General features: G+C 67.1%; 19 protein-coding genes and 3 pseudogenes. 7 read left to right on the top strand and 15 right to left on the bottom strand.

Annotated features, from left to right (window positions below; all coding sequences use genetic code 11):
- Positions 1–20: 20 nt before the first annotated feature.
- The 3 genes from JYG37_RS17430 to JYG37_RS17440 are packed head-to-tail and all read right to left on the bottom strand — an operon-like array spanning position 21 to position 3737.
- Positions 21–602: a hypothetical protein gene (locus JYG37_RS17430; RefSeq protein ID WP_050013768.1), complete on the bottom strand. Its 582-nt coding sequence runs from the start codon at positions 600–602 to the stop codon at positions 21–23.
- On the bottom strand, positions 599–1327 hold the full coding sequence (locus tag JYG37_RS35005) for a methyl-accepting chemotaxis protein (protein ID WP_213346108.1): 729 nt from the start codon (positions 1325–1327) through the stop codon (positions 599–601). Before JYG37_RS35005 ends, JYG37_RS17430 begins: the two co-directional genes overlap by 4 nt.
- A 22-nt stretch (positions 1328–1349) precedes the next feature.
- A complete protein-coding gene (locus tag JYG37_RS17440; RefSeq protein WP_213345658.1) occupies positions 1350–3737 on the bottom strand; it encodes an MCP four helix bundle domain-containing protein in 2388 nt (795 codons plus the stop codon).
- Here JYG37_RS17440 and JYG37_RS17445 point away from each other — a divergent pair.
- A complete protein-coding gene (locus JYG37_RS17445; protein WP_213345659.1) occupies positions 3736–4077 on the top strand; it encodes a hypothetical protein in 342 nt (113 codons plus the stop codon). The genes JYG37_RS17440 and JYG37_RS17445 overlap by 2 nt on opposite strands.
- Before the next feature lie 56 nt (positions 4078–4133).
- Here the strand turns inward: JYG37_RS17445 and JYG37_RS17450 are convergent.
- Positions 4134–4298, bottom strand: a pseudogene (locus tag JYG37_RS17450) (PIN domain-containing protein); the annotation flags it as partial.
- A 144-nt stretch (positions 4299–4442) separates the two neighbouring features.
- On the opposite strand from JYG37_RS17450, the gene JYG37_RS17455 reads away from it, so the two are divergent.
- Positions 4443–5126: an alpha/beta hydrolase gene (locus JYG37_RS17455; protein WP_050013766.1), complete on the top strand. Its 684-nt coding sequence runs from the start codon at positions 4443–4445 to the stop codon at positions 5124–5126.
- 85 nt (positions 5127–5211) lie between these two features.
- On the opposite strand, the gene JYG37_RS17460 is transcribed toward JYG37_RS17455, so the two are convergent.
- On the bottom strand, positions 5212–6717 hold the full coding sequence (locus JYG37_RS17460) for an amino acid permease (RefSeq protein ID WP_050013765.1): 1506 nt from the start codon (positions 6715–6717) through the stop codon (positions 5212–5214).
- Between the two features lie 77 nt (positions 6718–6794).
- Complete coding sequence (gene aspA / locus JYG37_RS17465) at positions 6795–8201, bottom strand: aspartate ammonia-lyase (protein WP_050013764.1); 1407 nt, start codon at positions 8199–8201, stop codon at positions 6795–6797.
- 142 nt (positions 8202–8343) lie between these two features.
- Between aspA and JYG37_RS17470 the strand changes: the two genes are divergently transcribed.
- Positions 8344–9318 (top strand): LysR family transcriptional regulator, encoded by a 975-nt coding sequence (locus JYG37_RS17470; protein ID WP_050013763.1) that lies wholly within the window; start codon positions 8344–8346, stop codon positions 9316–9318.
- Positions 9319–9375: 57 nt separating this feature from the next.
- Here the strand turns inward: JYG37_RS17470 and JYG37_RS17475 are convergent, their stop codons facing one another.
- From JYG37_RS17475 to JYG37_RS17485, 3 genes are all read right to left on the bottom strand, one after another.
- Entirely contained in the window at positions 9376–10437 is a 1062-nt protein-coding gene (locus JYG37_RS17475) for an asparaginase (protein WP_050013762.1), read from the bottom strand.
- A 307-nt stretch (positions 10438–10744) separates the two neighbouring features.
- The gene (locus JYG37_RS17480; protein ID WP_124630554.1) at positions 10745–11182 is read right to left on the bottom strand and encodes a DUF4279 domain-containing protein; all 438 of its coding nucleotides are present in this window, start codon (positions 11180–11182) and stop codon (positions 10745–10747) included.
- The gene (locus JYG37_RS17485; RefSeq protein WP_124554084.1) at positions 11172–11924 is read right to left on the bottom strand and encodes a hypothetical protein; all 753 of its coding nucleotides are present in this window, start codon (positions 11922–11924) and stop codon (positions 11172–11174) included. The genes JYG37_RS17480 and JYG37_RS17485 overlap by 11 nt, the downstream gene beginning before the upstream one ends.
- Positions 11925–12371: 447 nt before the next feature.
- Here JYG37_RS17485 and JYG37_RS34805 point away from each other — a divergent pair.
- Positions 12372–12473: pseudogene (locus tag JYG37_RS34805) on the top strand (nuclear transport factor 2 family protein); the annotation flags it as partial.
- Positions 12474–12515: 42 nt separating this feature from the next.
- On the opposite strand, the gene JYG37_RS17490 reads toward JYG37_RS34805, so the two are convergent.
- From JYG37_RS17490 to JYG37_RS17505, 4 genes are read right to left on the bottom strand one after another with little or no spacing between them, the layout of a single operon-like run.
- Positions 12516–12839 carry a hypothetical protein gene (locus JYG37_RS17490; protein ID WP_050013761.1) on the bottom strand — a complete coding sequence of 108 codons (324 nt, stop codon included), beginning with the start codon at positions 12837–12839 and terminating at the stop codon, positions 12516–12518.
- Between the two features lie 29 nt (positions 12840–12868).
- Positions 12869–13891 (bottom strand): DUF2891 domain-containing protein, encoded by a 1023-nt coding sequence (locus JYG37_RS17495; RefSeq protein WP_050013760.1) that lies wholly within the window; start codon positions 13889–13891, stop codon positions 12869–12871.
- Positions 13892–13910: 19 nt separating this feature from the next.
- Entirely contained in the window at positions 13911–14861 is a 951-nt protein-coding gene (locus tag JYG37_RS17500; RefSeq protein WP_213345660.1) for a DUF979 domain-containing protein, read from the bottom strand.
- The gene (locus tag JYG37_RS17505) at positions 14858–15547 is read right to left on the bottom strand and encodes a DUF969 domain-containing protein (protein ID WP_124638563.1); all 690 of its coding nucleotides are present in this window, start codon (positions 15545–15547) and stop codon (positions 14858–14860) included. The genes JYG37_RS17500 and JYG37_RS17505 overlap by 4 nt, the downstream gene beginning before the upstream one ends.
- Before the next feature lie 275 nt (positions 15548–15822).
- On the opposite strand from JYG37_RS17505, the gene JYG37_RS17510 reads away from it, so the two are divergent.
- Complete coding sequence (locus JYG37_RS17510; protein WP_050013757.1) at positions 15823–16047, top strand: hypothetical protein; 225 nt, start codon at positions 15823–15825, stop codon at positions 16045–16047.
- Between the two features lie 49 nt (positions 16048–16096).
- Here JYG37_RS17510 and JYG37_RS17515 read toward each other — a convergent pair whose 3' ends face one another.
- Complete coding sequence (locus JYG37_RS17515; RefSeq protein ID WP_050013756.1) at positions 16097–16525, bottom strand: hypothetical protein; 429 nt, start codon at positions 16523–16525, stop codon at positions 16097–16099.
- Between the two features lie 314 nt (positions 16526–16839).
- Between JYG37_RS17515 and JYG37_RS17520 the strand changes: the two are divergent.
- Both JYG37_RS17520 and JYG37_RS17525 read left to right on the top strand, forming a co-directional pair.
- Positions 16840–17844 (top strand): annotated as a pseudogene (locus tag JYG37_RS17520) (chemotaxis response regulator protein-glutamate methylesterase).
- 67 nt (positions 17845–17911) lie between these two features.
- Positions 17912–18973, top strand: a complete 1062-nt coding sequence (locus JYG37_RS17525) for a diguanylate cyclase (RefSeq protein WP_050013754.1) — start codon at positions 17912–17914, stop codon at positions 18971–18973.
- 40 nt (positions 18974–19013) lie between these two features.
- Here JYG37_RS17525 and JYG37_RS17530 read toward each other — a convergent pair whose 3' ends face one another.
- Positions 19014–21263: a putative bifunctional diguanylate cyclase/phosphodiesterase gene (locus JYG37_RS17530; protein ID WP_213345661.1), complete on the bottom strand. Its 2250-nt coding sequence runs from the start codon at positions 21261–21263 to the stop codon at positions 19014–19016.
- Between the last annotated feature and the right edge of the window lie 272 nt (positions 21264–21535).

Genomic DNA, 21535 nt, shown 5'->3' on the forward strand with positions numbered 1-21535 from the left:
GATGGACTCCTGATGGTCGGTCAGAACAGTTCGAGCTCGCCGCCGGTATCGACCGTGGCCGTTTCCGGCACGTGGAAATCGACCGGCGCGTTCGCGCACACGCACAGCGTCGCGCCGACCCGCACGTCGCCGTCGAGCGTCAGGTCGTATGCGGCGACGTAATCGGGCGAGAGCGCGTGCATGAAGTCGAGGCTCGCGCCGCTCAGCAGGTAAGGCGTCGACATCCCGAGATCGGGAAACGGCGCGGTCAGCGCCTGGTTGATCGCGCCGCAACACAGGTTCGCGACTTCCATGAACGCGTCGGTCAGCGGCCGCTGGCTGTTCGCGCCCGCCGTCGCACCGGCGAAATGGCGACGCGTCGCGTCGTCGTCGCTGAAGCGCAGCGCGAGCAGCAGCCGGAAATGCAGCGCCGAGATCGTCAGCACGACGACATGTCCGGTCACTTTCGGCTTCGATCGCGACTTCGCTTGCACGCGATCCGGCGCATCGTGTTCATGCCCGGCGGCCGGCCGGATGTCGCACACGCCGCCGGCCGCGAGCCGCGTGCGCGCGGCATCGAAGAAGATCCGCTCGAACCCGGCCCTCGCCTGCGCGCTGATCACGCGGCTTCTCCTTCGATCCGTGCATGCAGTTGCCCGGCCAGCGTCTCGACGGTCGCGAGCGCGGCCGTGATCATCTTGCCGCCGGCCTGGATGTCCTGGAACGTCGCGGCCGTCACGAGATCGTTGCGGTTCAGGCTGTCGCGATAGCTGTTCGACAGCTCCTGCGAGCGCGCGGCCAGCCCGCGCACCTCGCTCGCGACGATCGAGAAGCCGCGCCCGGCCGTGCCTGCACGCGCGGCCTCGATCGACGCGTTCAGCGACACGATCGACACGTGCGCGACGATCGCCGACAGCTCCTGGTTCTTCGCGCGCATGTCCTGGTTCTGCGTGGTCAGCGAGATCATCTGCTCGTGCCAGCGCTCGAACGTGCCGGCGAGCCCGCGCAAACGCGCGGCTTCGTCGGCGATCTTCAGCGCATGTTGCGCGAGCGCGGCGCGCTCGGCCGACAGCGCCTGCACCGCGTCGCGCTGCGCGCCGTTCGCGGATGCCTCGCGCGTCAGCGCCTCCTCCAGCTGCGCCTCGCGTTGCGCCCATGCGTCGGCTGCTTGCGCATGCGCCGACGCCGCTTCATCGGCGCGTGCGGCGGCTGCGTCGAGCGCACCGCGTAACGCGTGCGTGTCGCGTTCCATCGACGCGACGAACCGTTGGCGCATCACGCGAAACACGACCGCCGCCGCGACCGCGACGACCCCGCCGCCCGCCAGCGCGGCGGCCATCTGGATCATCCATGCCTGCACGATCACGCCGTCACTCCGCCGCGCCGATATCCGCGCTGCGCGCGCGCTGCGCGTGCCCCGCGCCGTGCGCGGCACCGTCCGCCGCGAAGCGCGCCGGCAGCGACACGATCGTCTCGAACGCGCGATACGGCGCGCCGACGCGATCGTCGGTGAAGCGCAGCGCGATATCGCCGCCGTCGCGCTTCAGGAAGTTGCGCACCGCGTCCATGCCGACGCCGCGCCCCGATACTTCGGTCACCATCTGAGCGGTCGAGAAGCCCGGCCGGAAGATCAGCTCGGCGACGTCCTCGTCGGACAGCGCCGCTTCGCTCGCGGCATCGATCCAGCCGCGCTCGCGCGCGATGCCGCGAATCCGGTCGAGCGCGAGGCCGCGGCCGTCGTCGGCGAGCACGAACCACAGTTCGCCGCCGCCCACGCCGACCGCGATGTCGATCGTGCCGGACGCCGGCTTGCCGGCCGCGCGCCGCGCGTCGGACGATTCGATCCCGTGGTCGATCGCATTGCGCAGCAGGTGCATGAACACGTTCTTCAGCGTCGCGACGATCTCGCTGCGCACGCGCTGGCCGTGGCTGTCGATATGCACGACGGGCGCCGGCTTGCCGAGCTCGGCCGCGAGCGACGGCAGCGATTCGATCACGCCGCCGAGCGCGTCGCCGATCCCTTGCGTGCCGAGCTGGCTCAGCATGCGGCGCACCGCATCGCGCGCCGCGTGCCAGTCGGACGCGTTCGCCGGATCCGCGCCATCGAGCACGCGCAGGCTCTCGCTGATGTGCGCGCGCTCGACCATCAGGAAATCGGCGCCATTCGGTGCCGGCTCGCCGCTGCGGCCGAGCGTGACCGCGTTGATCGTCGCGTAGTGGTCGACGGCCTCGCGCACGCGCGCCAGGTCGTCCATCAGCGCGTCGCGGTTCCACTCGGGGCCGCCGTCCGCGCGGCGCAGCGATTCGTACGCCTGCTCCGCTTCGTGGACGATGTTCGTCAGGTGCTGCAGGCTGTACGTGCGTGCATTGCCCTTGATCGTGTGCATGTTGCGGAACAGCGCCGCGACGATCGAGTGATCGACGCGCTCGTGCTGGCGGATCATCCGTTCGTTCTCGCTGAGGAAGCCCTTCGCGCTGTGCACGAAGTCGTGGAACTTGTCCTGGCTGATCGACAGAATCTCGCCGATCATTTCGAGGCGCCGCTGCTGTTCGCCGGCCTGCGCGGTCAGCTCGCGGATCTCGGTCACGTCGCGCACGCACAACATCAGGCGCACCACGGTGTCGGTCTCGTCGGTGATCGCCGACCAGCTCAGGTCGAGCCACTTCTCTCGGCCGTCCGGCATCCGCTTCGCGACTTCGTTGACGAGCAGATGCTCGTTGAACTCGAAGTTCATGCTGTCCTCGCCGAGGCACGCATGCACGGCCGCGTCGACCTGCGAGCGCGCGTCGGCGCCGATCGCCGAATCGTCGAACACCAGCGTCATCAGGTCGCGCCCGGCGATGTCGTTCGTCTCGAAGATGGTTTCGAGGTACGCCGAATACTCCGCATGCACGACGCCGCCTTCGACGACGGTCAGGATGCCCTGCTGCATGTTTTGCAGCATCGCCTGGATGTCGGCTGTCTTCTGCTTCAGTTGCGCGGCGTTCTCCTGGATCTTCTCGATCATCCCGTTGAACGCGACGATCGAATGGCCGATTTCGTCCATCCGGCCCACCGGCACGCGGCGCGTGAAATCCTGGCTCGTCGCGATCTCGCTCATCGCCGTCTGCATCCCGATCAGCGGGCGCGTGATCTGGCGATACAGCACGAAGCCGAGTGCGGTCAGCAGCACGATCACCGTGCCGGCGACGCCCGCGATCGCGGTCGCCGTGGTCGCGAGCATCCCGTTCAACGCGCCGATCGCGTCGTCCTTCTGGCGGTTCTTCTCGACGCGCAGCGTGTCGACGATGCTTTCGAGTTCGTCGCGATACTGCGCGACGTTCGCGAACAGGTACGCCTGCGCCATCTCGACCTTGCCGTCCGTCTTCATCTTCACGGTGTCGTCGATCGCCGCGAAATAGTTCGCGGCGCTGTCCTTCGCCTGCGCGACGAGCCCTTCCTGCGCGCGGCCGACCGCCGATTTCGCCTGCCCGTCGAGCGCGGCGCGCAGTGCAGCCTGCTTCGCCTTCAGCTCGTCGCGCGCCTGCGCGGCGGTGTTCGCGTCGGGCGCGTAGACGAGCGTCATCGTCGCGATCTGGATGTTCTTCACGTCGGCGACGAGATCCGCCGACGCAAGCGCGCTCGGCACGATTCCCTGGGTGACCTGACGCACCTCGGACGCGCTCTTGCGCGTCTGGTACACGGCGTAGACGCCGATCGCGGACAGCGCGAAGAACGTCAGGACGACTAGCAGCGTAATGCGATGACGGATGGTCATGAGTACAGCTCCCCGCGGCGATCCGGGTTCGATCGCCCATTTGTCTATTGAAAGAATGAGCGCCGCATTATCGGGGATGGTGTATGACTGTCCGATGACCGAAAACCAATCGATCATCGAGGAAATCGCAATGATCAATTGCGCGCGGAAATGCCTAAAGTTTTTTGCGGATTTGCCGTCAACTTTCCGCCGCCATGCCCCGTACGGCCGCGGCGCTCGACGAATTGCCGGAATAGCGGAAATTCATTGTTTTATTCATGCGCGCAACATCCGTCTTATTGAATTCCGGCAAAACGTTTGCGCATTATCGACGGGCGGTTTGTTTTGGTATTTTTTATAATCGTCTCAGTATTCGCCCGGCTGGTTCGTTAGTGTCGACTCTGCATGATCGACCGTTCAGCCTTCGTCCGGCTCGGCGAGCCAGTCTTCGAACTGCAGCCGCGGAACGCGCTCGAATTCGCGGACGTTGTGCGTGACGAGCACCAGGTGCCGGGCACGCGCCTGCCCTGCGATCAATGAGCCGTAGGGGCCGATCGGCGTGCCGGCCGCGATCAGATGCGTGGCCGCGTGACATCGTGACCGGCTCTCGAAACGACCCGTGCCCCGATTCATTCCCAACAGGAAACAATCAATCCCGTCCCGGCGATTCCCCTGCCGATCCGCTCGCTCTAGACTGTCGCATCGATCCTCTTCCGGACCCACGCAATGACCGACGTCCTGCCGCTGACCACCGAACCCGAATCCGGCCTTCAATACCGGCTGCGTCCGGCCACCGGCCGCCCGGCAGCCCGCCTGTTGCTGCTGCATGGCGTCGGCGGTAACGAAACCAACCTGCTGAACGTGGCCGACACGATCGATCCGCGCATCGAAATCGCGTTCCTGCGCGGCCCGCTCACGTTCGGGCCCAATCAGCATGCGTGGTTTCCGGTGCGTTTCGGCCCGAACGGCCCTGAAATCGATGCGGCGCGTGCGGACGAGAGCCGCATGCAACTGATCACGCTGCTGCATGCGTTCCGCGCGCGAGATGGCGCGGCCCCCGCGTTGCCGACCGTGATCGCCGGCTTCAGCCAGGGCGGCATCATGAGCGCGAGCGTCGGCCTCACGTCGCCGGGCGACGTGAGCGCGTTCGCCGTGTTGTGCGGGCGCGTCCTGCCGGAAATCGATCCGCTGATCGCGCCGCGCGATGCATTGAGCACGCTGCACGCGCTGGTGATGCACGGCCGCTTCGACGACAAGCTGCCCATCGCGTGGGCCGACACGGCCGACGCGAAGCTGACGGCGCTCGGCGTCGCGCACGACACGCGGCTGTATGCGGCCGGCCACGAGCTGACCGCGGAGATGGCCGGCGATTTCGGCCGATGGGTCGGCGAGCGCGCCGGGCTGAACTGAATGTGAGTTGAACCGGAACCGAACGCACCGGGGGCGTCGGCCCGCGAACGGACCGACGCCCCCGGTGCATGACGTCAAGCGTTCATCACGCGTTCTGCGCGGGATCCGCAACGGCGCGCACGGATGCCGGCATCGCCGCCGCCCGTTCGCGCTCGGCACCACGTTTCGCCAGCTTCCAGCCGATCACCAGCGCGAGCACGACGACCGGAATCATCGCGATGGTCCACGTGCCGCCGGGGTAGTCGAACGCCATCAGCACCAGCACGCCGACGAGGAACGCGAGCGTGAGCCACGACGTGAACGGCGCGCCGGGCATCCGGAACGACACGGCCTTCATCTCGCCACGATCGACCGCGCGGCGGAACAGGATCTGGCACATCACGATGAAGCCCCACGTCGTGATGATCCCGAGCGACGCCATGTTCAGCACGATCTCGAACGCCTGCGCCGGCACGATGTAGTTCAGCGGCACGCCGATCGCGTTGATCGCGACCGTGATCAGGATCCCGCCGTACGGCACGCCGCGCGCGTTCATCCGCGACACGAAGCGCGGCGCCGAGCCGCCCATCGCAAGCGAGCGCAGCACGCGGCCGGTCGAATAGAGACCGGAATTCAGGCTCGACAGCGCGGCGGTCAGCACCACGACGTTCATCACGGTCCCGACGTACGGCACGCCCAGCTTGCTGAAGAACGTGACGAACGGGCTTTCATGCGAGCTGTACGCGGTCCACGGCAGCAACAGCGTCAACAGCACGACCGAGCCGACGTAGAACAGCGCGATGCGCCACATCACGCTGTTGATCGCCTTCGGCAGCACCTTGCGCGCGTCGGCCGTCTCGCCCGCCGCGACGCCGACGAGTTCGATGCTCGCATACGCGAACACGACGCCCTGCACGATCAGCACGGCCGGCAGAATCCCGTGCGGGAAGATCCCGCCGTGATCCGCGACGAGATGCAGCCCCGTCATCTGCCCCGCCACCGGATGGCCGCTCGCGAGAAACACCGCGCCGACCGCGAGAAACACCGCGAGCGTGCCGACCTTGACGAGCGAAAACCAGAACTCCATCTCGCCGAACACCTTCACGCCGATCATGTTCATCACCGACACGATCCCGAGCGCGCCGAGCGCGAACACCCATTGCGGCACGTCGGTGAACACGGCCCAGTACTTCATGTAGATCGCGACCGCGGTAATGTCGACGATGCCGGTCGTCGCCCAGTTCAGGTAGTACATCCAGCCCGCGACGAACGACGCGCGTTCGCCCATGAACTCCCGTGCATACGACACGAAGCTGCCGCTGGTCGGCCGATGCATCACGAGTTCGCCGAGCGCGCGCATGATCAGGAACGCGAACACGCCGCACACGAGATACACGAGCGCGAGCGCGGGCCCCGCGCTTTGCAGGCGGCCGCCCGCGCCGAGAAAGAGGCCGGTGCCGATCGCACCGCCCATCGCGATCATCTGCACGTGCCGCGGCTTCAACTGCTTCGCATAGCCGGCTTCGTGCGACGCGAACATCGCATCGGGATCGGCATGCGCGGCATCCGCGCCGCCGGCCGGACCGGCCGGGCGCTCGCTGGGGTGTGTCATCGTGAGTCTCCGTTGTTTATAAATGTGTCGCGCCCCGCTCCGGGGGCGCTTTCGGTACGACCGCGAACCGGCTCGCGTCAGAACGCGCGCGGCCGGATCAGCGCTTCGGGCTGCAGCGCTTCGTCGAGTTGCGCCTCGGTCATCAGTTCGCGCGCCAGCACGACCTCGCGGATCGACTTGCCGGTCGCATGCGCTTCGGCGGCGACGGCGGTCGCGCGCTTGTAGCCGATATACGGATTCAGCGCGGTCGCGAGCGCGACCGAGCGCTCCATCGTTTCGCGCAGCCGTTCCGGATTCGCGGTGATGCCGCTCACGCATCGCTGTGCGAGCGTCGTGCACGCGGCCGTCAGGTGGCTGAAGCTGCGGAACAGCGCGCTCGCGATCACCGGTTCGAACGCGTTGAGCTGAAGCTGGCCGGCCTCGGCCGCGAAGGTGATGGTCACGTCGTTGCCGAACACCTCGAACGCGACCTGGTTCACGACTTCCGGAATCACCGGATTGACCTTGCCGGGCATGATCGACGAGCCGGCCTGCACGGGCGGCAGGTTGATTTCGCCGAAGCCTGCGCGCGGGCCGCTCGACAGCAGCCGCAGGTCGTTGCAGATCTTCGACAGCTTGACGGCGATCCGCTTGAGCACGCCCGACACCTGGACGAACGCGCCGCAATCCTGCGTCGCCTCGATCAGGTTCGGCGCGGTGCTCAGGTCGAGCCCGGTGATGCGGCGCAGCGCGGCCAGCGCCTTCTCCGCGTATTGCGGATGCGCGGTGATGCCCGTGCCGATCGCGGTCGCGCCGAGGTTGATCTCGCGAATCAGCCAGCCGGCTTCCTGCAGCCGCGCGATGTCTTCCGTCAGCATCACCGCGTAGGTCGAGAATTCCTGGCCGAGCGTCATCGGCACCGCGTCCTGCAACTGCGTGCGGCCGAGCTTCAGCAAGCCGGCGAACGCGTCGGCCCGCTCCGCGAATGCATCGCGCAGCCGCGCCATCGCCTCCAGCAGATGTTCGACCGCGAAGCACGTCGCGATCCGGATCGCGGTCGGATAGACGTCGTTGGTGCTCTGCGCGAGATTGACGTGCTCGTTCGGGTGCAGGTATTCGTACTGCCCGCGCGCGTGGCCCATGATTTCGAGCGCGCGGTTGCAGATCACCTCGTTCGCGTTCATGTTGGTCGACGTGCCGGCGCCGCCCTGGATGACGTCCACGACGAACTGGTCGTGCAGCCGCCCTTCGCGGATCTCGACGCACGCGGCGGCGATCGCATCGCGGAACGGCCTCGGCAGCAGCCCGAGTTCGCAATTGGCGTCGGCCGCCGCTTCCTTCACGGACGCGAGCGCCATCACGAGGTACGGCAGCGACGCGATGGTGCGGCCCGAAATGTCGAAATTCTCTTTCGCGCGCAGCGTGTGGACGCCGTAATAGGCGGTATCCGGAATGCTTCGTTTCCCTAAAAGATCCGCTTCGACGCGGAAGCCGTGTTCTGCCATCGTGCCCTCCTGAAATGTCTCGTGCCGCTCGCCGGCCGCCGCTTGCCGACGCGACGGGTTCGCATTCTATGCCTTTGCAAAAACATGCTCCCTTCTGTATTATCGAAATCGGTTTTGCGTGGGACGCAACAGCGAGAATCGAATGAAAAAAGGCGCGAGAGAAACCGGCATCGATCACCTGGGCGCGATGCGCGCGTTCGTGCGGGTGGTCGAAACGGGGAGTTTTTCGGCGGTCGCGAAGGAGATGCACGTGTCGACGTCGACGGTCGCGCGCAAGGTGACCGCGATCGAGGAGGCGCTCGGCGTCGCGCTGCTGCACCGTTCGACGCACAGCGTGACGCTCACCGAGGCCGGCCATATCTATCTGGAGCGCGCGGTCACACTGATCGCCGATCTCGACGACACGCTGCGTGTCGTCGCCGAGCTGAATGCGCAGCCGAGCGGCCCGCTGAAGCTCACCGCGCCGGTCGCGTTCGGCCGCCGCCATCTCGCGCCGCTGATCGCGCCGTTTCTCGCGCGCTACCCGACGATCCAGCTCGACGTGCGGCTCACCGACAACCACAACGACCTCGTGGCCGGCGGCTTCGATCTCGACATCCACGAAGGCGAGAACTACCTGGACAACCTGGTCGTCCACCGGCTGTCGCGCAACGACAGCATCCTGTGCGCGACGCCCGGCTACCTCGACCGCTGCGGGCGCCCGGCGACGCCGGACGACCTGAAGCATCACAACTGCCTGCGCTACGTGCACCCGGAAGGCGATCCGCGCTGGGAGCTCGTGCGCGGCGACACGCGGCACAGCGTGCTGCCGGCCGGCAATCTCGTCACCGACCATTCGGAGCTGTTGCTGGAGGCGACCTGCGCGGGGCTCGGCATCGCGGAATTCGAGATCTGGCTGGTGCGCGACCTGCTCGCGAGCGGCCAGCTCGAAGCCGTGCTGCCGCGCTACCGGCTGCAGAACCGGCTGACCGGCGAATTCATCTACATCGCGTATCTGGCGAACCGGCGCAGCTCGGCGAAGCTGCGCGTGCTGAAGGATTTTCTCGCGGAACACCTCGCGCAGATCGGCGAGCTGTCGGAGCGGGAGCTGGCGAAGATTCGCGACGCACGCGCGTAGCGCGCGCCGCGGTACGGCCCGGATTGCGGGCCGACGGCATCGGCGCGGCGACCGCGTTCAGGCCGCCTGCAATTCGAACGGGAACGTCGCGTGCCCGAACTCGACGCCCTGCGTGTTGAGCATCCGCGGCCGGTGGAACGCGGACAATTGCGCACGCTGCTCGGCCGTACCGATCTGCAACCGCTCGAGGATTTCGCTGACGACCATATAGAGCACGTCGAGATTGCCGTCCTCGATCTTCACCGAGATGCCGAGCGCGCCGTCCGCGCCGAGTTGCCGCGTGCGTTCCGACGCGCGCACGCCGATTCCGTAGCACGCATCCGCGCCGAGCTTGCCGACCACCTGCCCGCCGAACGCGTTCATCAGCACCGTGCAATAGCGCCCTTCGCCGGCCACCAGCTCCGGATGAGCGGTCATCGCACGGTGAATGCGCGCCAGTGCGCGAATGCGGTCCGTGAGCGCGCCGCCCGCTTCCACCGCGTCCGCGCCGTCGGCCAGCGACGCGTACAGGCGCGCCAGCCGATCCAGCGAGAACGCCGGGGTCGGCAGGTTGCAGCCGTCGATGCCCCAGTCGACCTCGTCGTCGCGCAGCCCGCATGCATCGGCCACCACCTGCTTCACGCGCACCTGCATCGGATGGTCGGGCAGATGGTAATCGGCGATCGCGGCGCCGATCGCCTGCGCGCCGGCCAGCATCCCGACGTGCTTGCCCGAACAGTTGCTGCATACGCCGGTCGGCGTGTAGTCGCGCTTGATCCACGCCCGGTACACCGCGTCGGACAACGGCGGATGGCCGCCGCAGCGCAGATCCGATTCGTGCGCGGCGACCTTCGCGAGCATCGCGCGCGTGCGTTCGATGTGACGATCCTCGCTGCTGTGCGACGCGCACATCAGCGCGATGTCCGCGTCGTCGAAGCCGAAGCGCTCCGGCGCGCCCGTCTCGATCACCGACAGCGCCTGGGCCGGCTTGGCCGCCGACCGCGCGAGCGTCATCCGGAACGGATCGCCGAACCGGGCCAGCAGCCGGCCGCGTGCATCGACGACCGCCACATGGGCGATGTGCGTGTTCTCGATCGCCTTCCCGCGGTACGTGACGACCGCTGCGCGTGGGGTGTCCATCCTCTTCTGTCTCCTTGCTCGCGGGCCTGATGCCGGGGCCCGTCCAACCGGTACGGCAGTGTAGCGAGTCGCCGCCGCCGCGTCGGCCCTCGTCATGGAAAGCGGTGTTGCATGCGACGCAAAGGCGGTCGCCTTCCACGAAAGATTGACTGAATTAGTACAAAAAACCTTCCATCGGTTACCTATTTACCGCTCAGCGGCGCGCCGCAGCGGGAACTGCCGCACGCTCGCGCCTGTGCCAGGGCGGAGGCGGACCGAGGTATGCGCGTCGCGTCAGGCGTCACGGAAACGCCAGCAGCCGTGGACGCTATCGATATTCGTCGATCTCGATCACTGCCCCGACTGATTCAATGAGTTGGCGGGTAGCGTCCGACACGTAGGGCGCACGATCACCTTTCTCGTTGTCCCAGTAACAGAAGAACCGCATACGCGCCCCTGCTTGTTCGATACGCTCGAGAAGACCTTCACGCGGCAACGAGAGTCGTTCGATCAGGTAGCGGAGATGCGGCTCCAACCGATCGCTTTGAATGGCGGCCTTGCTTTCCAGCGCCCATAGATTGAGTTTTCCAGGCCGGGAACTCAAGCGCCCGGAGGGCAGCAGATAGGGCTTCCCTTTCGTGATCGTTCGACTCGGGAAGATGCCGAAGAAAGCGGTCCACGTGTCCGGGTGCGCGCCGTCCGATGAAATGATGAACGTCGCGTGCGCAAGGGCGCTATCGGTGGGCGGAGAGGGCTCAGCGTGCATAGTCATGGATGTTATCAATAATTACGCCTTTGAATTCAACGTCGCCGCTGTCGTGGAAGATAACGTTGTCGGCCGGTCCCAAGCCGTTGGCGGGCTTCAAGATATGCAGCATCTGCCCGAACGTCTTGCGATCGTAGCCGAGCATCTTTGCCGCAAAGTTCGGATTGTTGGTCGCCGCGGCAAGCGATTCAACACGCTCGCCAATTGCGAGTGCGGCATAGTCGAACGGCTGCGCATCTCCAAGCAATGATGAGGCACCACCCGTAAAACCGGCTGTGCAGCCGGCGCCACTGCCGCCAATAACGCTTTCCAAGTAGGCCAACAGCGAGTCGCCAGACACGTCGTCAGGCATCACCCAACTCGGCAGGGGTTTGTCGGCCGGCAGCGAAGTCATCCGCGGCACGCTGGCAAGCCTGCTGGCACGCGGGAAGGGTGGAGTTGACGGCTGGCCGCCACCGCTACCGCCACCCTCGCCTACCCTGCGGTCAATCTCGACCGCTACGCGACCGATTTCTATGGCGGATTTGAGCGCGTCAAGCGGCGTGCCCTGAAGCACATCCAGACCCAGTTGCCGCATGTACGCCAACGCGTTGGCAGTGAGGCCCGCATATTTCGGCCAGTGCAGCATCAATTCCGAAACGGCGCTGCGTTGCCCCATCGATCGGCTTGCACCGATAGAACCTGTGGCGCGAGTCAATGTCGCGCGTTTTCCTGAACCTAAATCGAGAGTTATCGAGGTCATCCCGTGTGCTCCGCTTTTTATATCAATCTGCATTGCAAAGCGGGATAACACAATAGAGCTATTGACTGCCCTCCCCGGCATCCGATGGTTTCGCGGTATTTACCTGCGGCAATCCCTTGTGCACCTGGACCACATGCGTACTGGTCAATGGATAGCTCGCCGCCTGCGAAGCAGCGGTAATCGGCAAGCGCGTGCGGCCAAGGTACTTGCCGCTTCCTCGAGGGCCACTACCATTCGCCGGAACCGGGCATACATCAGGCGGCAAGCCTTTTTATTCATCGCTCTCTGTTGACAATCTTACTCGAATAACACCAGAAAACTCATTGCCATGAGATCACGGAGAAAATCAAAACGATTGTTAAATATCGGAAATTTAAAAATCAATATATTTAGAACTTACCCGATTGATTTTCAAAAAAATCAATTTAATCATCCCGTCCCGAACTCAGTCGGCATGACGCTCACGCGCTGATGGGCTTCATGACCGAGGACTGCGTGTTCGACGAGACCGGTGGCGCCGACATCCCCGGCACGCGCTTCGTCGGCCGCCGGCCTGATGCAGCCTCAAGCACTCATGCATGGCGCGCACGTTCACGCGAGGTGGTACCGCAGCCAGAAGGTTTCGCGGCACGCGTTGTCGAACGTCAACCGCGACGGGTTGATCGGCTGCGCATCGGGATGGCGCAGCACGTCGTAGTCGATCCAGCATTCGGCGCACAGCAGGTCGGACGGCGCACGGTCCTGCTCGACCGAGCGGCGCACGATCGCGCCGTTATCGAACCGGTATTCGGTTTCGTCGCGGGTGACCTCGACGTCGTCGTCGGTCCAGCGATCATGCGATGTCGCGTGCGACACGACCGACACGGACCCGGCGAGCCCGTGGATCGCGGCGACGTAGGAAATAAGCTTGTCCATGGCGAGACGGCGAACTGGCGGATGGCGCGCTACGCGTCCAGCGCGAGCAGCGCGAACGTCGCGAGCCAGTGCTCGCCCATGTAGTCGCCCGCCACGTGCGCGAGCGCGCTCGCGAGATGCCGGTCGGCCGCATCGAGCAGCTTCGCGCGCCGCGCATCGCCTTCCGGCAGCGCGCCGGCCAGCGAACGCTGGCACCACGCACGGCTCAGGTTCAGCCCGTCGAGGTGCGCGATCTTGCCGTCGCTGCGGTCGCTGACCGTCGCCGGCTCGAACAGCGTCGCCGGCTCGCCGCGCGCGAGGTCGGGCAGGAAGCGCGCGAACCAGCCGTCGAATTCGGCGGCCGGCAGCACGCGCCGCATCAGTTCGGCTTCCATCAGCGCGGGCGACAGGAATTCGTCGCCCGACGGCTCCCACGCCTGGCATGCGACGTCGTTCAGGTGCCAGCGCTTCGCGGTATCGACGATCAGCGCGGCGAGCCCGTCGCGCTGCGTATCGCGCGCGAAATCGAGCGTGAGCGCCAGCGCGAACGCGGTGTTGAAGTGCGTGCCGACGCGCAGCGGATAGGTCGCCTTCGGCAGGAAAGTCTCGAAGCGCGACACGAACAGGTCGGCCAGCGGCGCCATCGTCTTCGCCCAGCGCGCGGCCTGCGGCAGCACGCCCTTCAGCGCGAGCCGCTCGAGCTGCGCGACGAGCGCGAGCAGCCATGCCCAGCCGTACGGCCGCTCGAAGCCGCTGTTGTGCGGCAGCGCGAGATACGCGCGTTCGCCGGCAACGTTGGCGTCGGTAAAGTGCGCGTCGACGATCGCGACGATGCGCTCGGCCTCCGGCAATGCCGGGTAGCGTTCGAGCACGCGCAGCACGAGCCAGTAGCCGTGCACGCACGAGTGCCAGTCATAGCTGCCGTAGAAGATCGGGTGCAGCGCGCGCGGCCCCTGCACGTCGTGCGGACCTTCGAGCGCATGCGTGAGCTTGTTCGGATATTCGCGGGTCAGGTGTGCGAGCGCGAGCGACGCGAATTTCGACGCGAGTTCGGGGGTCAGTCGGTCGGTCATGAGGATCTCGTCCATCGAATCAGAAGCGGAATACGAACGCGTACATCAGCAGCGTGTTCACGGCCAGCAGCAGCACGGCCGTCGGCCACTGCGCCTTGATCACGCCGTTCTTGTCCTTCAGTTCGAGCAGCGCCGCGGGCACGATGTTGAAGTTCGCGGCCATCGGCGTCATCAGCGTACCGCAGAAGCCGCTCAGCATCCCGATCGCGCCCATGATCGCCGGATTGCCGTGGAACTGGTGGACGATCAGCGGCAGGCCGATGCCGGCCGTCATCACCGGGAACGCGGCGAAGCCGTTGCCCATGATCATCGTGAACAGCGCCATGCCGACCGTGTAGGCCGCGACCACCGCGAACGGCGAATCGATCGGCACCCACTCCTTCACGAGCCCCGACACCACGCCGCCGACGCCCGCGACCGCGAACAGCGCGCCGAGCGCCGCGAGCATCTGCGGCAGGATCGCGGCCCAGCCGACCGCGTCCATCGTGTGGCGCGCTTCCTTCAGCGCATGCACGGGCGAATCGCGCAGCATCGCGAGCGCGACGACGAACGCGACGATCGTGCCGAGCACGAGCGAGATCAGCGTCACGCTCTTCGGCTCGACGAACGGCACGAGCTTCAGCGCGAACGTGCCGATCAGCGTGACGAGCGGAATCAGCAGCGCGGGCAGGAACAGCCGGTTGCCGAAGCGCTGCGCGAGCGTCTCGCGCCGCACGGCCGCCGCAACGTCTGCCTCGTCCGACTGGCCGCGGCCGAGCTTGCCGGAGCCGGCGATCAGCGCGAGCGCGATCGCCAGGCAGCCCATCACGAAATGCGGCAGCAGCGCGCCGAACAGGAACGTGACCGCGTAGATGGCCCAGAACGCGAAATTGACGACGCGCCGCGGATTCGTGCGGTCCGTCAGGTTGAAGTACGCGAACGCGGCGAACATCAGCCCGGCGAGCGTGTACAGCGATTCGAGGCCGATCATCGCGCGCCCTCCTGCTTCACCAGGCCGAAGCCGCGCGCGAGCCGGCGGTCGAGCAGCGCGAGGCGCGTGCAGTGGATCAGCAGCGCGGCGATCGCGGTCGGGATTGCCCACACCGACAGGTGCAGCGGCTCGATGGCGATGCCGTTTTGTTCGAGAAAGCCCTTGATCAGCAGGATCGACTGGATCGCGATGAAGATGTCCTCGCCGAAGAACACGGCGACGTTGTCCGCGCCCGACGCATGCGCGCGGATCTGCTGGCGCACCGACTCGGGCAGTTCGCCGTGCCGGCCGACCGCGGCGGCCTCGGCCATCGGCGCGATCAGCGGCCGCACCATCTGCGCGTGGCCGCCGAGCGACGTGAGGCCGAGTGCGGCCGTCGCCTGGCGCAGCACGAAGTACAGCATCAGCACGCGGCCCGTGGTGGCCGCCTGGACCCGCGAGATCATCCGCTTCGCCTGCTCCTTGAGCCCGTTGCGCTCGAGCAGCGCGATCACCGGCAGCGTGAGCCAGATCAGCCCCATGTAGCGGTTCTCGGTGAACGCCTTGCCGAACGCGCTGACGATGTCGACGAAATTCAGCCCGCCCGCCAGCCCCGTCGCGAGCCCCGCGATCGTGACCACCAGCAGCGCATTGAAGCGCAGCGCGAAGCCGATCACGACGATCGGCACCCCAATCAGCACCAGCATTTCCCCTCCTTGTGTCTGGACGCGCGGCACGTCGGCCGCGCGCGGCCGGCCCGGTTTGCATCGGGCTCGGACGGCGAAATCTAACACGAGACTTTATCGATAAAAAGTCGACAATTTGGCGGCTCGGGTAAACGTTGAAGCCGACGGACACCGTGCCCGCGCCGTGTGTCGGCCACATTTCATCGGACGAATCGGGCCGGCCGGCCCGCACGCGTGGCGCGGGCCCGGGACGCCGACTAAACTGAAAAGCATCGGCAACGTACGGGAGAGCCGCCATGATTGACGTATTCCAGACCATCGGCAGCCGCGCGTTCTCCGCCCATCTGGCGAAGGACGGGATGGTGACGCTGATGGAGCAACGCCATGAAGTCGACCGCGTGACGCTCGCGACCGCCTATGCCGCGCTCGTCGAGGAAGCCGAGCAGGAAGACGACCTGCGCGATGCGACGGTCGAAGGGATGATGCGCGCGCTGATCCAGGGCTACGCGCGCAGCCACTGACGGCGCGGCGGCGGGGCCGCTGCGCGGCCCGATGCCGCGGTACGGGCCGCTATGCAGCCGGCGTGCCCGCGCCCACGCCGAACCACCGGCCGTCGCGCAGTTGTCGGTAATCGGCCTGCGTGAAGATCCCCAGCAAATTCGCCACCGCGCCGTTGCTGGCACGATCGCGTTCCGTCATGAAGGCTTCGACCGCGTCGCGGCCGGCGAACAGGATCGTGCTGAAATACCGCTCGCGCTCCGCGTCGCAGAGGTTCGTCTCGCTCAACTGGTACGGATGGTGAAGCGCCGCGAACAGGAAGTAATAGCGTTCGGCGTCGTCGCGCAGCACGCGCACCGCATCGGGTTCGACCGGAAAATCGCGGTAGAACGACGCGTGTCCGCTCTCGATGTGGATTCGGTACAGCAAACGGCCGTCCTGCTCGATCACGATCGGCGCATGCGGGTCGCGGCTGACGAGGACGGTATCGGGCACGGTCATCCGGTTCTCTCCTTTCTTTTTGTCGATGCCGGCACGGTAACATGCGGACTTTTGCGGCGTGTCCGGACGGGATCGACTGGCCCGCTTGCAGGCAATGCGGCATCGCCATAGAGGAAACGCACTGAAACGGCACCATGCGCAAATTTTTCGATTGCCGCCGCCCGCGCCGCATGACAGCATTCGGGCGTCGTCAACCCAAAAGAATGCCGCGCCGTCCGGCCGCCGATGCCGCCCGGACGCGCCGAACCGGCTGCACCTTCCATGAACCCGGCCCACCTCCAACAACACTACGAACCGACCGGAGAATTCCGCTTGTGAACATCGGCATCGTCAACGACCTCCCGCTTGCCGTCGAGGCGATGCGCCGCGCGATCGCGCGACGGCCCGAGCACCGCGTGCTGTGGGTCGCGACCGACGGCGCGCAGGCCGTCGAACTGTGCGCCGCGCAGCCGCCCGACATCGTGCTGATGGATCTGATCATGCCGAAATTCGACGGGATCGAAGCGACGCGGCGGATCATGCGCTCCGAACGACCGTGCGCGATCCTGATCGTGACGAGCTGCATCGGCGCGAACGCGTGGCGCGTGTTCGAGGCGATGGGCGCCGGTGCGCTCGACGCGGTCGATACGCCGCGGCTCGGCGACGGCTCGGCCGGCGACACGACGAAACTGCTGCTCGCGAAGATCGACCAGATCGGCCGTCTGCTCGACGCGCCGGGCGGCACGCGCGTCACGGGCGCGGCCGCGCGCGGCGGCGCCGGCCCGCTGGTCGCGATCGGCGCATAGGCCGGCGGCCCCGGCGCGCTCGCGTCGATCCTCGGCAGCCTGCCGGCCGATTTCAATGCGCCGATCGTGATCGTGCAGCACGTCGATCGCGCGTTCGCCGAAGGCATGGCGCAATGGCTCGACGGTCAGACCCGGCTCGCCGTGCGCGTCGCGCACGAAGGCGACCGCCCGCAGCCGGGCGTCGCGCTGCTCGCCGCGACCGACGATCACCTGCGCATCACGCGCGCCGGCACGCTCGAATACACGCGGGAACCCGCCGCCACGCCGTATCGTCCGTCGGTCGACGTATTCTTCAACAGCCTGACCGAGCACTGGCCCGGCCGCGTGATCGGCGTACTGCTCACCGGGATGGGGCGCGACGGCGCGATCGGCCTGAAGGCGCTGCGAATGAAGGGCTACCATACGATCGCGCAGGACGAGGCAACCAGCGCCGTGTACGGGATGCCGAAGGCAGCCGCGACGCTCGGCGCGGCGCGCGCGATCCTGCCGCTCGGGCGCATCGCGGGCGAGCTGGCGGCGCTCGCGCGGATCTGAGCCCGACGATGACCGCGCGCAACGCCCATGCCTGCCCTTGCAACAACCGCAACAACCCGCATCGACCATGACGATTGACCTGACTCGCCCGCCGGGCGGCCCGACCGGGTCGCCCGCCGACGCGCCGGCGATGGTGCTGCTGGTCGACGACCAGACGATCGTCGCGGAAGCCGTGCGCCGCGCGCTCGTCGACGAGGACGGCATCGACTTCCACTACTGCCCGCGCTCGGACGACGCGATGGCCGCCGCGATCGAGACGCGCCCGACCGTGATCCTGCAGGATCTCGTGATGCCCGGCACCGACGGGCTGAGTCTCGTGCGCGCGTACCGCGCGAATCCGGCGACGCGCGACGTGCCGATCATCGTGTTGTCGACGCAGGAAGAACCGGTGATCAAGAGCGCCGCGTTCGCGTGCGGCGCGAACGACTATCTGGTCAAGCTGCCCGATCGCATCGAGCTCGTCGCGCGCATCCGCTACCACTCGCGCTCATATATGAACCTGCTGCAGCGCGACGAAGCCTATCGCGCGCTGCGGCAGTCGCAACAGCAACTGCTCGAGGCCAATCTCGAGCTGCGGCGCCTCACGCACTCCGACGGCCTGACCGGCTTGTCGAACCGGCGCTATCTCGACGAATACCTGGCCGCCGAGTGGCGGCGCGGCACGCGCGAGCGCAGCGAGCTGTCGCTGCTGATGATCGACGTCGACAACTTCAAGCTGTACAACGACACGTACGGGCACGTGTCGGGCGACAGCGTGCTCAAGCAGATCGCGTCGACGATCGAGCGCTGCCTCGGGCAGTCGGGCGATCTCGCCGCCCGCTTCGGCGGCGAGGAATTCGCGGTCGTGATGCCGGCCACGTCGCCGGGCGCCGCGCGGCTGCTCGGCGAGAAGATCCGGCTCGCGGTCGAGGCGTTGCGCGTGCGGCACGCGCATGCGTCGACGGGCAACCAGATCGTGACGATCAGCATCGGCGGCGCGAGCATCGTGCCCGCACCCGGCCTGCCGACGACCGTGCTGATCGAGGCGGCCGACCGCGCGCTCTATCGCGCGAAGCACGAAGGCAAGAACCGGGTCGAGATCGATCCGTCGCCGACGCCGCCGGGCGCCGGCGGGTTCGGCGCGCGCTAGCTAGCGCACTCACGCGCCAGGTCCGGCGAGCGCGCCGCGCTCACGCGGCGCCGAGCCGGCGCGCGTAGTCGTGCGCATCCAGCGGGCGGCTGAACAGATAGCCCTGCTGCATGTCGCAGCCGATCTGCTGCAGGAACCACGACTGCGCCTGCGTCTCGACGCCTTCGGCCGTGACCTTCATGCCGAGCGAATGCGCCATCGCGACGACCGCCTGCGTGATCGCGACCGAGTCGTGATGATCGGGCACGCCCGACACGAACGAACGGTCGACCTTCAGGTTGTGCAGCGGAAAGCGCTTCAGGTACGCGAGCGACGAATAGCCGGTGCCGAAATCGTCGACCGAGATCCGCACGTTCATGTCCGTGAGCGCTTCGAGCATCGGCAGCACGGTGTCCGTGTCGTTCATCAGCACGCCTTCGGTGATCTCGAGTTCGAGCGCGGACGGGTCGAGCCGCGTTTGCGCGAGACAGCGGGCGACCGATTCGACGAGCCCTTCGTGAAACTGCCGCGGCGACAGGTTGACGGCCAGCATCAGGTCCGGCGCGATCGTGCGGCGCCACTCGGCCGCCTGCCGGCACGCGGTTTCGAGCACCCATTGGCCGATCGCGACGATCAGCCCCGTGTCTTCCGCGACCGGAATGAATTCCGCCGGCGACATCGGCCCGAGCTCGGGGCTCGTCCAGCGCAGCAGCGCTTCGGCGCCGACCGTGCGGCCGGTGCGCGCGTCGACCACGGGCTGATACGCGAGCCGCAGCATGTCCGACGCCAGCGCGCGCCGCAGCGACTGTTCGATCGCGAAGCGGCGCTGCAGCCGCAGGTTGAGCTGCGCGGTGAAGAACGTGAAATGGTTGCGGCCGTGCTGCTTCGCGTCGTACATCGCCGAATCGGCGTTGCGCATCAGCGTCACGGCGTCGTCGCCGTCGCGCGGCGCGACGCTGATGCCGATCGATACGCCGAGCCAGTATTCGTTGTTCGCGATCGCGAACGGCTTCGCGATCGCGTCGATGACCTCGCGCGCGAGCCCCGCGAGACGCTCGGGATCGTCGCAGTCGTCGACGAGGATCACGAACTCGTCGCCGCCGACGCGCGTGAGCGCGTAGCGGCCGTCCGCGCAGCCCGCGAGCCGCGCCGCGACGCTGCGCAGCAGCGCGTCGCCCGCGTCGTGGCCGGCCGTGTCGTTGACCTTCTTGAAGCCGACCAGATCGATGAACAGGATCGCGACGCGCGCAGACCCGGCCGCCGCATCGCGCACGCCGAACAGCTCGCGCATGCGGTCGCCGAGCCAGCGGCGATTGTAGAGGCCCGTCAGCGCGTCGCGGGTCGCCATGTAGCGCAACTGCTGCTGCGCTTCGCGCACGGGGCCGATGTCGTTGAACGACACGAGCACCGAGTCGGCCTGCGTCTCGCCCGGCCGCACGATCGGCACCGCGTTGCCGCGCACCCAGATGATGTCGCCGTCCGCGAGACCGAAGCCGACCGTGTAGTCGAGCATCGGCGTGGCCGTCTCGAGCGCGCGCCGGCTCGGCCAGTCGTGCGGGTCGATCGGCGTGCCGTCCTCGTACAGCTTGCGCAGGATCACCGTGGACAGCCGACGGCCGACGAGTTCGCCCTTCGCGCGGATCATCCGGTTCGCGCTCGGATTGCTCGCGATCACGACGCCCTCGCGCGACACGACGAGGATGCCCTCGCTCAGGCTGTTGACGACGAGCCGGTGATGTTCCTCGCTGCGCGCGAGCTGCCGTGCGATCCGGTCCTGGTGCACCGCGAGGCCGACGCTGTTGCCGATATCGCGCAACAGCCCCGTTTCCTCGTCGCTCGGGCGGCACGGCCGGTGATGATAGACGGCGAACGCGCCGAGCACGGCGCCCGCGTCGTCGAGGAACGGCACCGACCAGCACGCGCGCAAGCCGAGCGGCAACGCGATGGCGCGATAGTCGGCCCACAGCGGATCGGTTTCGATGTCCTCGACGGTGACCATCCGGCGCTCGTACATCGCGGTGCCGCACGAGCCGGCCGCGGGGCCGATCGTCGCGCCGTCGATCGCCGCGCTGTACTGCGCGGGCAGCGACGGCGCCGCGCCGACGCGCACGTGCACGCCGTCCGTATCGAGCAGCAGGATCGTGCACGACGCGCCGTCGCCGAGCAAAGCCTCGGCACGCCGGCAAACTTCGACCAACAGTTCCGGCAGCGGCGTGTTGCGTGTGATCAGCCTCAGCACGCTCTGCTCGGATGCGAGCACTTCCGCGGCGAGCCCGAGGCTGTAGCGAGAACTTTGCGGTTCGGTATTCAAGTGAATCCTGCCGTCTGTCCGACCGGGTCTGGTGCGCCCGGTTCGTTATCGATATTTCGTGCCCTGTTCCGCTCCGGGTTTACGCCGATCCCCGGTGCGCCCCGTTTGCGCGCCGAGCGAGGGCGCGCCGAAATGTATTTAACACCAATCCGTGACGATCGGCGTGCCTGCTTGCATCGGGGGTTTACGCTCGGTTCTCGCGCGGCTTGCAGGCGGCGGCGGATTCGATGCCAAGGTTGCTGCGGCGCAGGCTGGCGCGGGCGCGCCGCCCG

It is taken from the genome of Burkholderia sp. LAS2 (assembly GCF_018417615.1).
GTDB lineage: Bacteria > Pseudomonadota > Gammaproteobacteria > Burkholderiales > Burkholderiaceae > Burkholderia > Burkholderia sola.

Coding starts and splice junctions, on each gene's coding strand:
- JYG37_RS35005 (WP_213346108.1), bottom strand. CDS start 1,327: ATGATCCAGATGGCCGCCGCGCTGGCGGGCGGCGGGGTCGTCGCGGTC.
- JYG37_RS17445 (WP_213345659.1), top strand. CDS start 3,736: ATGAGTACAGCTCCCCGCGGCGATCCGGGTTCGATCGCCCATTTGTCT.
- JYG37_RS17440 (WP_213345658.1), bottom strand. CDS start 3,737: ATGACCATCCGTCATCGCATTACGCTGCTAGTCGTCCTGACGTTCTTC.
- JYG37_RS17455 (WP_050013766.1), top strand. CDS start 4,443: ATGACCGACGTCCTGCCGCTGACCACCGAACCCGAATCCGGCCTTCAA.
- JYG37_RS17460 (WP_050013765.1), bottom strand. CDS start 6,717: ATGACACACCCCAGCGAGCGCCCGGCCGGTCCGGCCGGCGGCGCGGAT.
- aspA (WP_050013764.1), bottom strand. CDS start 8,201: ATGGCAGAACACGGCTTCCGCGTCGAAGCGGATCTTTTAGGGAAACGA.
- JYG37_RS17470 (WP_050013763.1), top strand. CDS start 8,344: ATGAAAAAAGGCGCGAGAGAAACCGGCATCGATCACCTGGGCGCGATG.
- JYG37_RS17475 (WP_050013762.1), bottom strand. CDS start 10,437: ATGGACACCCCACGCGCAGCGGTCGTCACGTACCGCGGGAAGGCGATC.
- JYG37_RS17480 (WP_124630554.1), bottom strand. CDS start 11,182: ATGCACGCTGAGCCCTCTCCGCCCACCGATAGCGCCCTTGCGCACGCG.
- JYG37_RS17485 (WP_124554084.1), bottom strand. CDS start 11,924: ATGACCTCGATAACTCTCGATTTAGGTTCAGGAAAACGCGCGACATTG.
- JYG37_RS17490 (WP_050013761.1), bottom strand. CDS start 12,839: ATGGACAAGCTTATTTCCTACGTCGCCGCGATCCACGGGCTCGCCGGG.
- JYG37_RS17495 (WP_050013760.1), bottom strand. CDS start 13,891: ATGACCGACCGACTGACCCCCGAACTCGCGTCGAAATTCGCGTCGCTC.
- JYG37_RS17500 (WP_213345660.1), bottom strand. CDS start 14,861: ATGATCGGCCTCGAATCGCTGTACACGCTCGCCGGGCTGATGTTCGCC.
- JYG37_RS17505 (WP_124638563.1), bottom strand. CDS start 15,547: ATGCTGGTGCTGATTGGGGTGCCGATCGTCGTGATCGGCTTCGCGCTG.
- JYG37_RS17510 (WP_050013757.1), top strand. CDS start 15,823: ATGATTGACGTATTCCAGACCATCGGCAGCCGCGCGTTCTCCGCCCAT.
- JYG37_RS17515 (WP_050013756.1), bottom strand. CDS start 16,525: ATGACCGTGCCCGATACCGTCCTCGTCAGCCGCGACCCGCATGCGCCG.
- JYG37_RS17525 (WP_050013754.1), top strand. CDS start 17,912: ATGACGATTGACCTGACTCGCCCGCCGGGCGGCCCGACCGGGTCGCCC.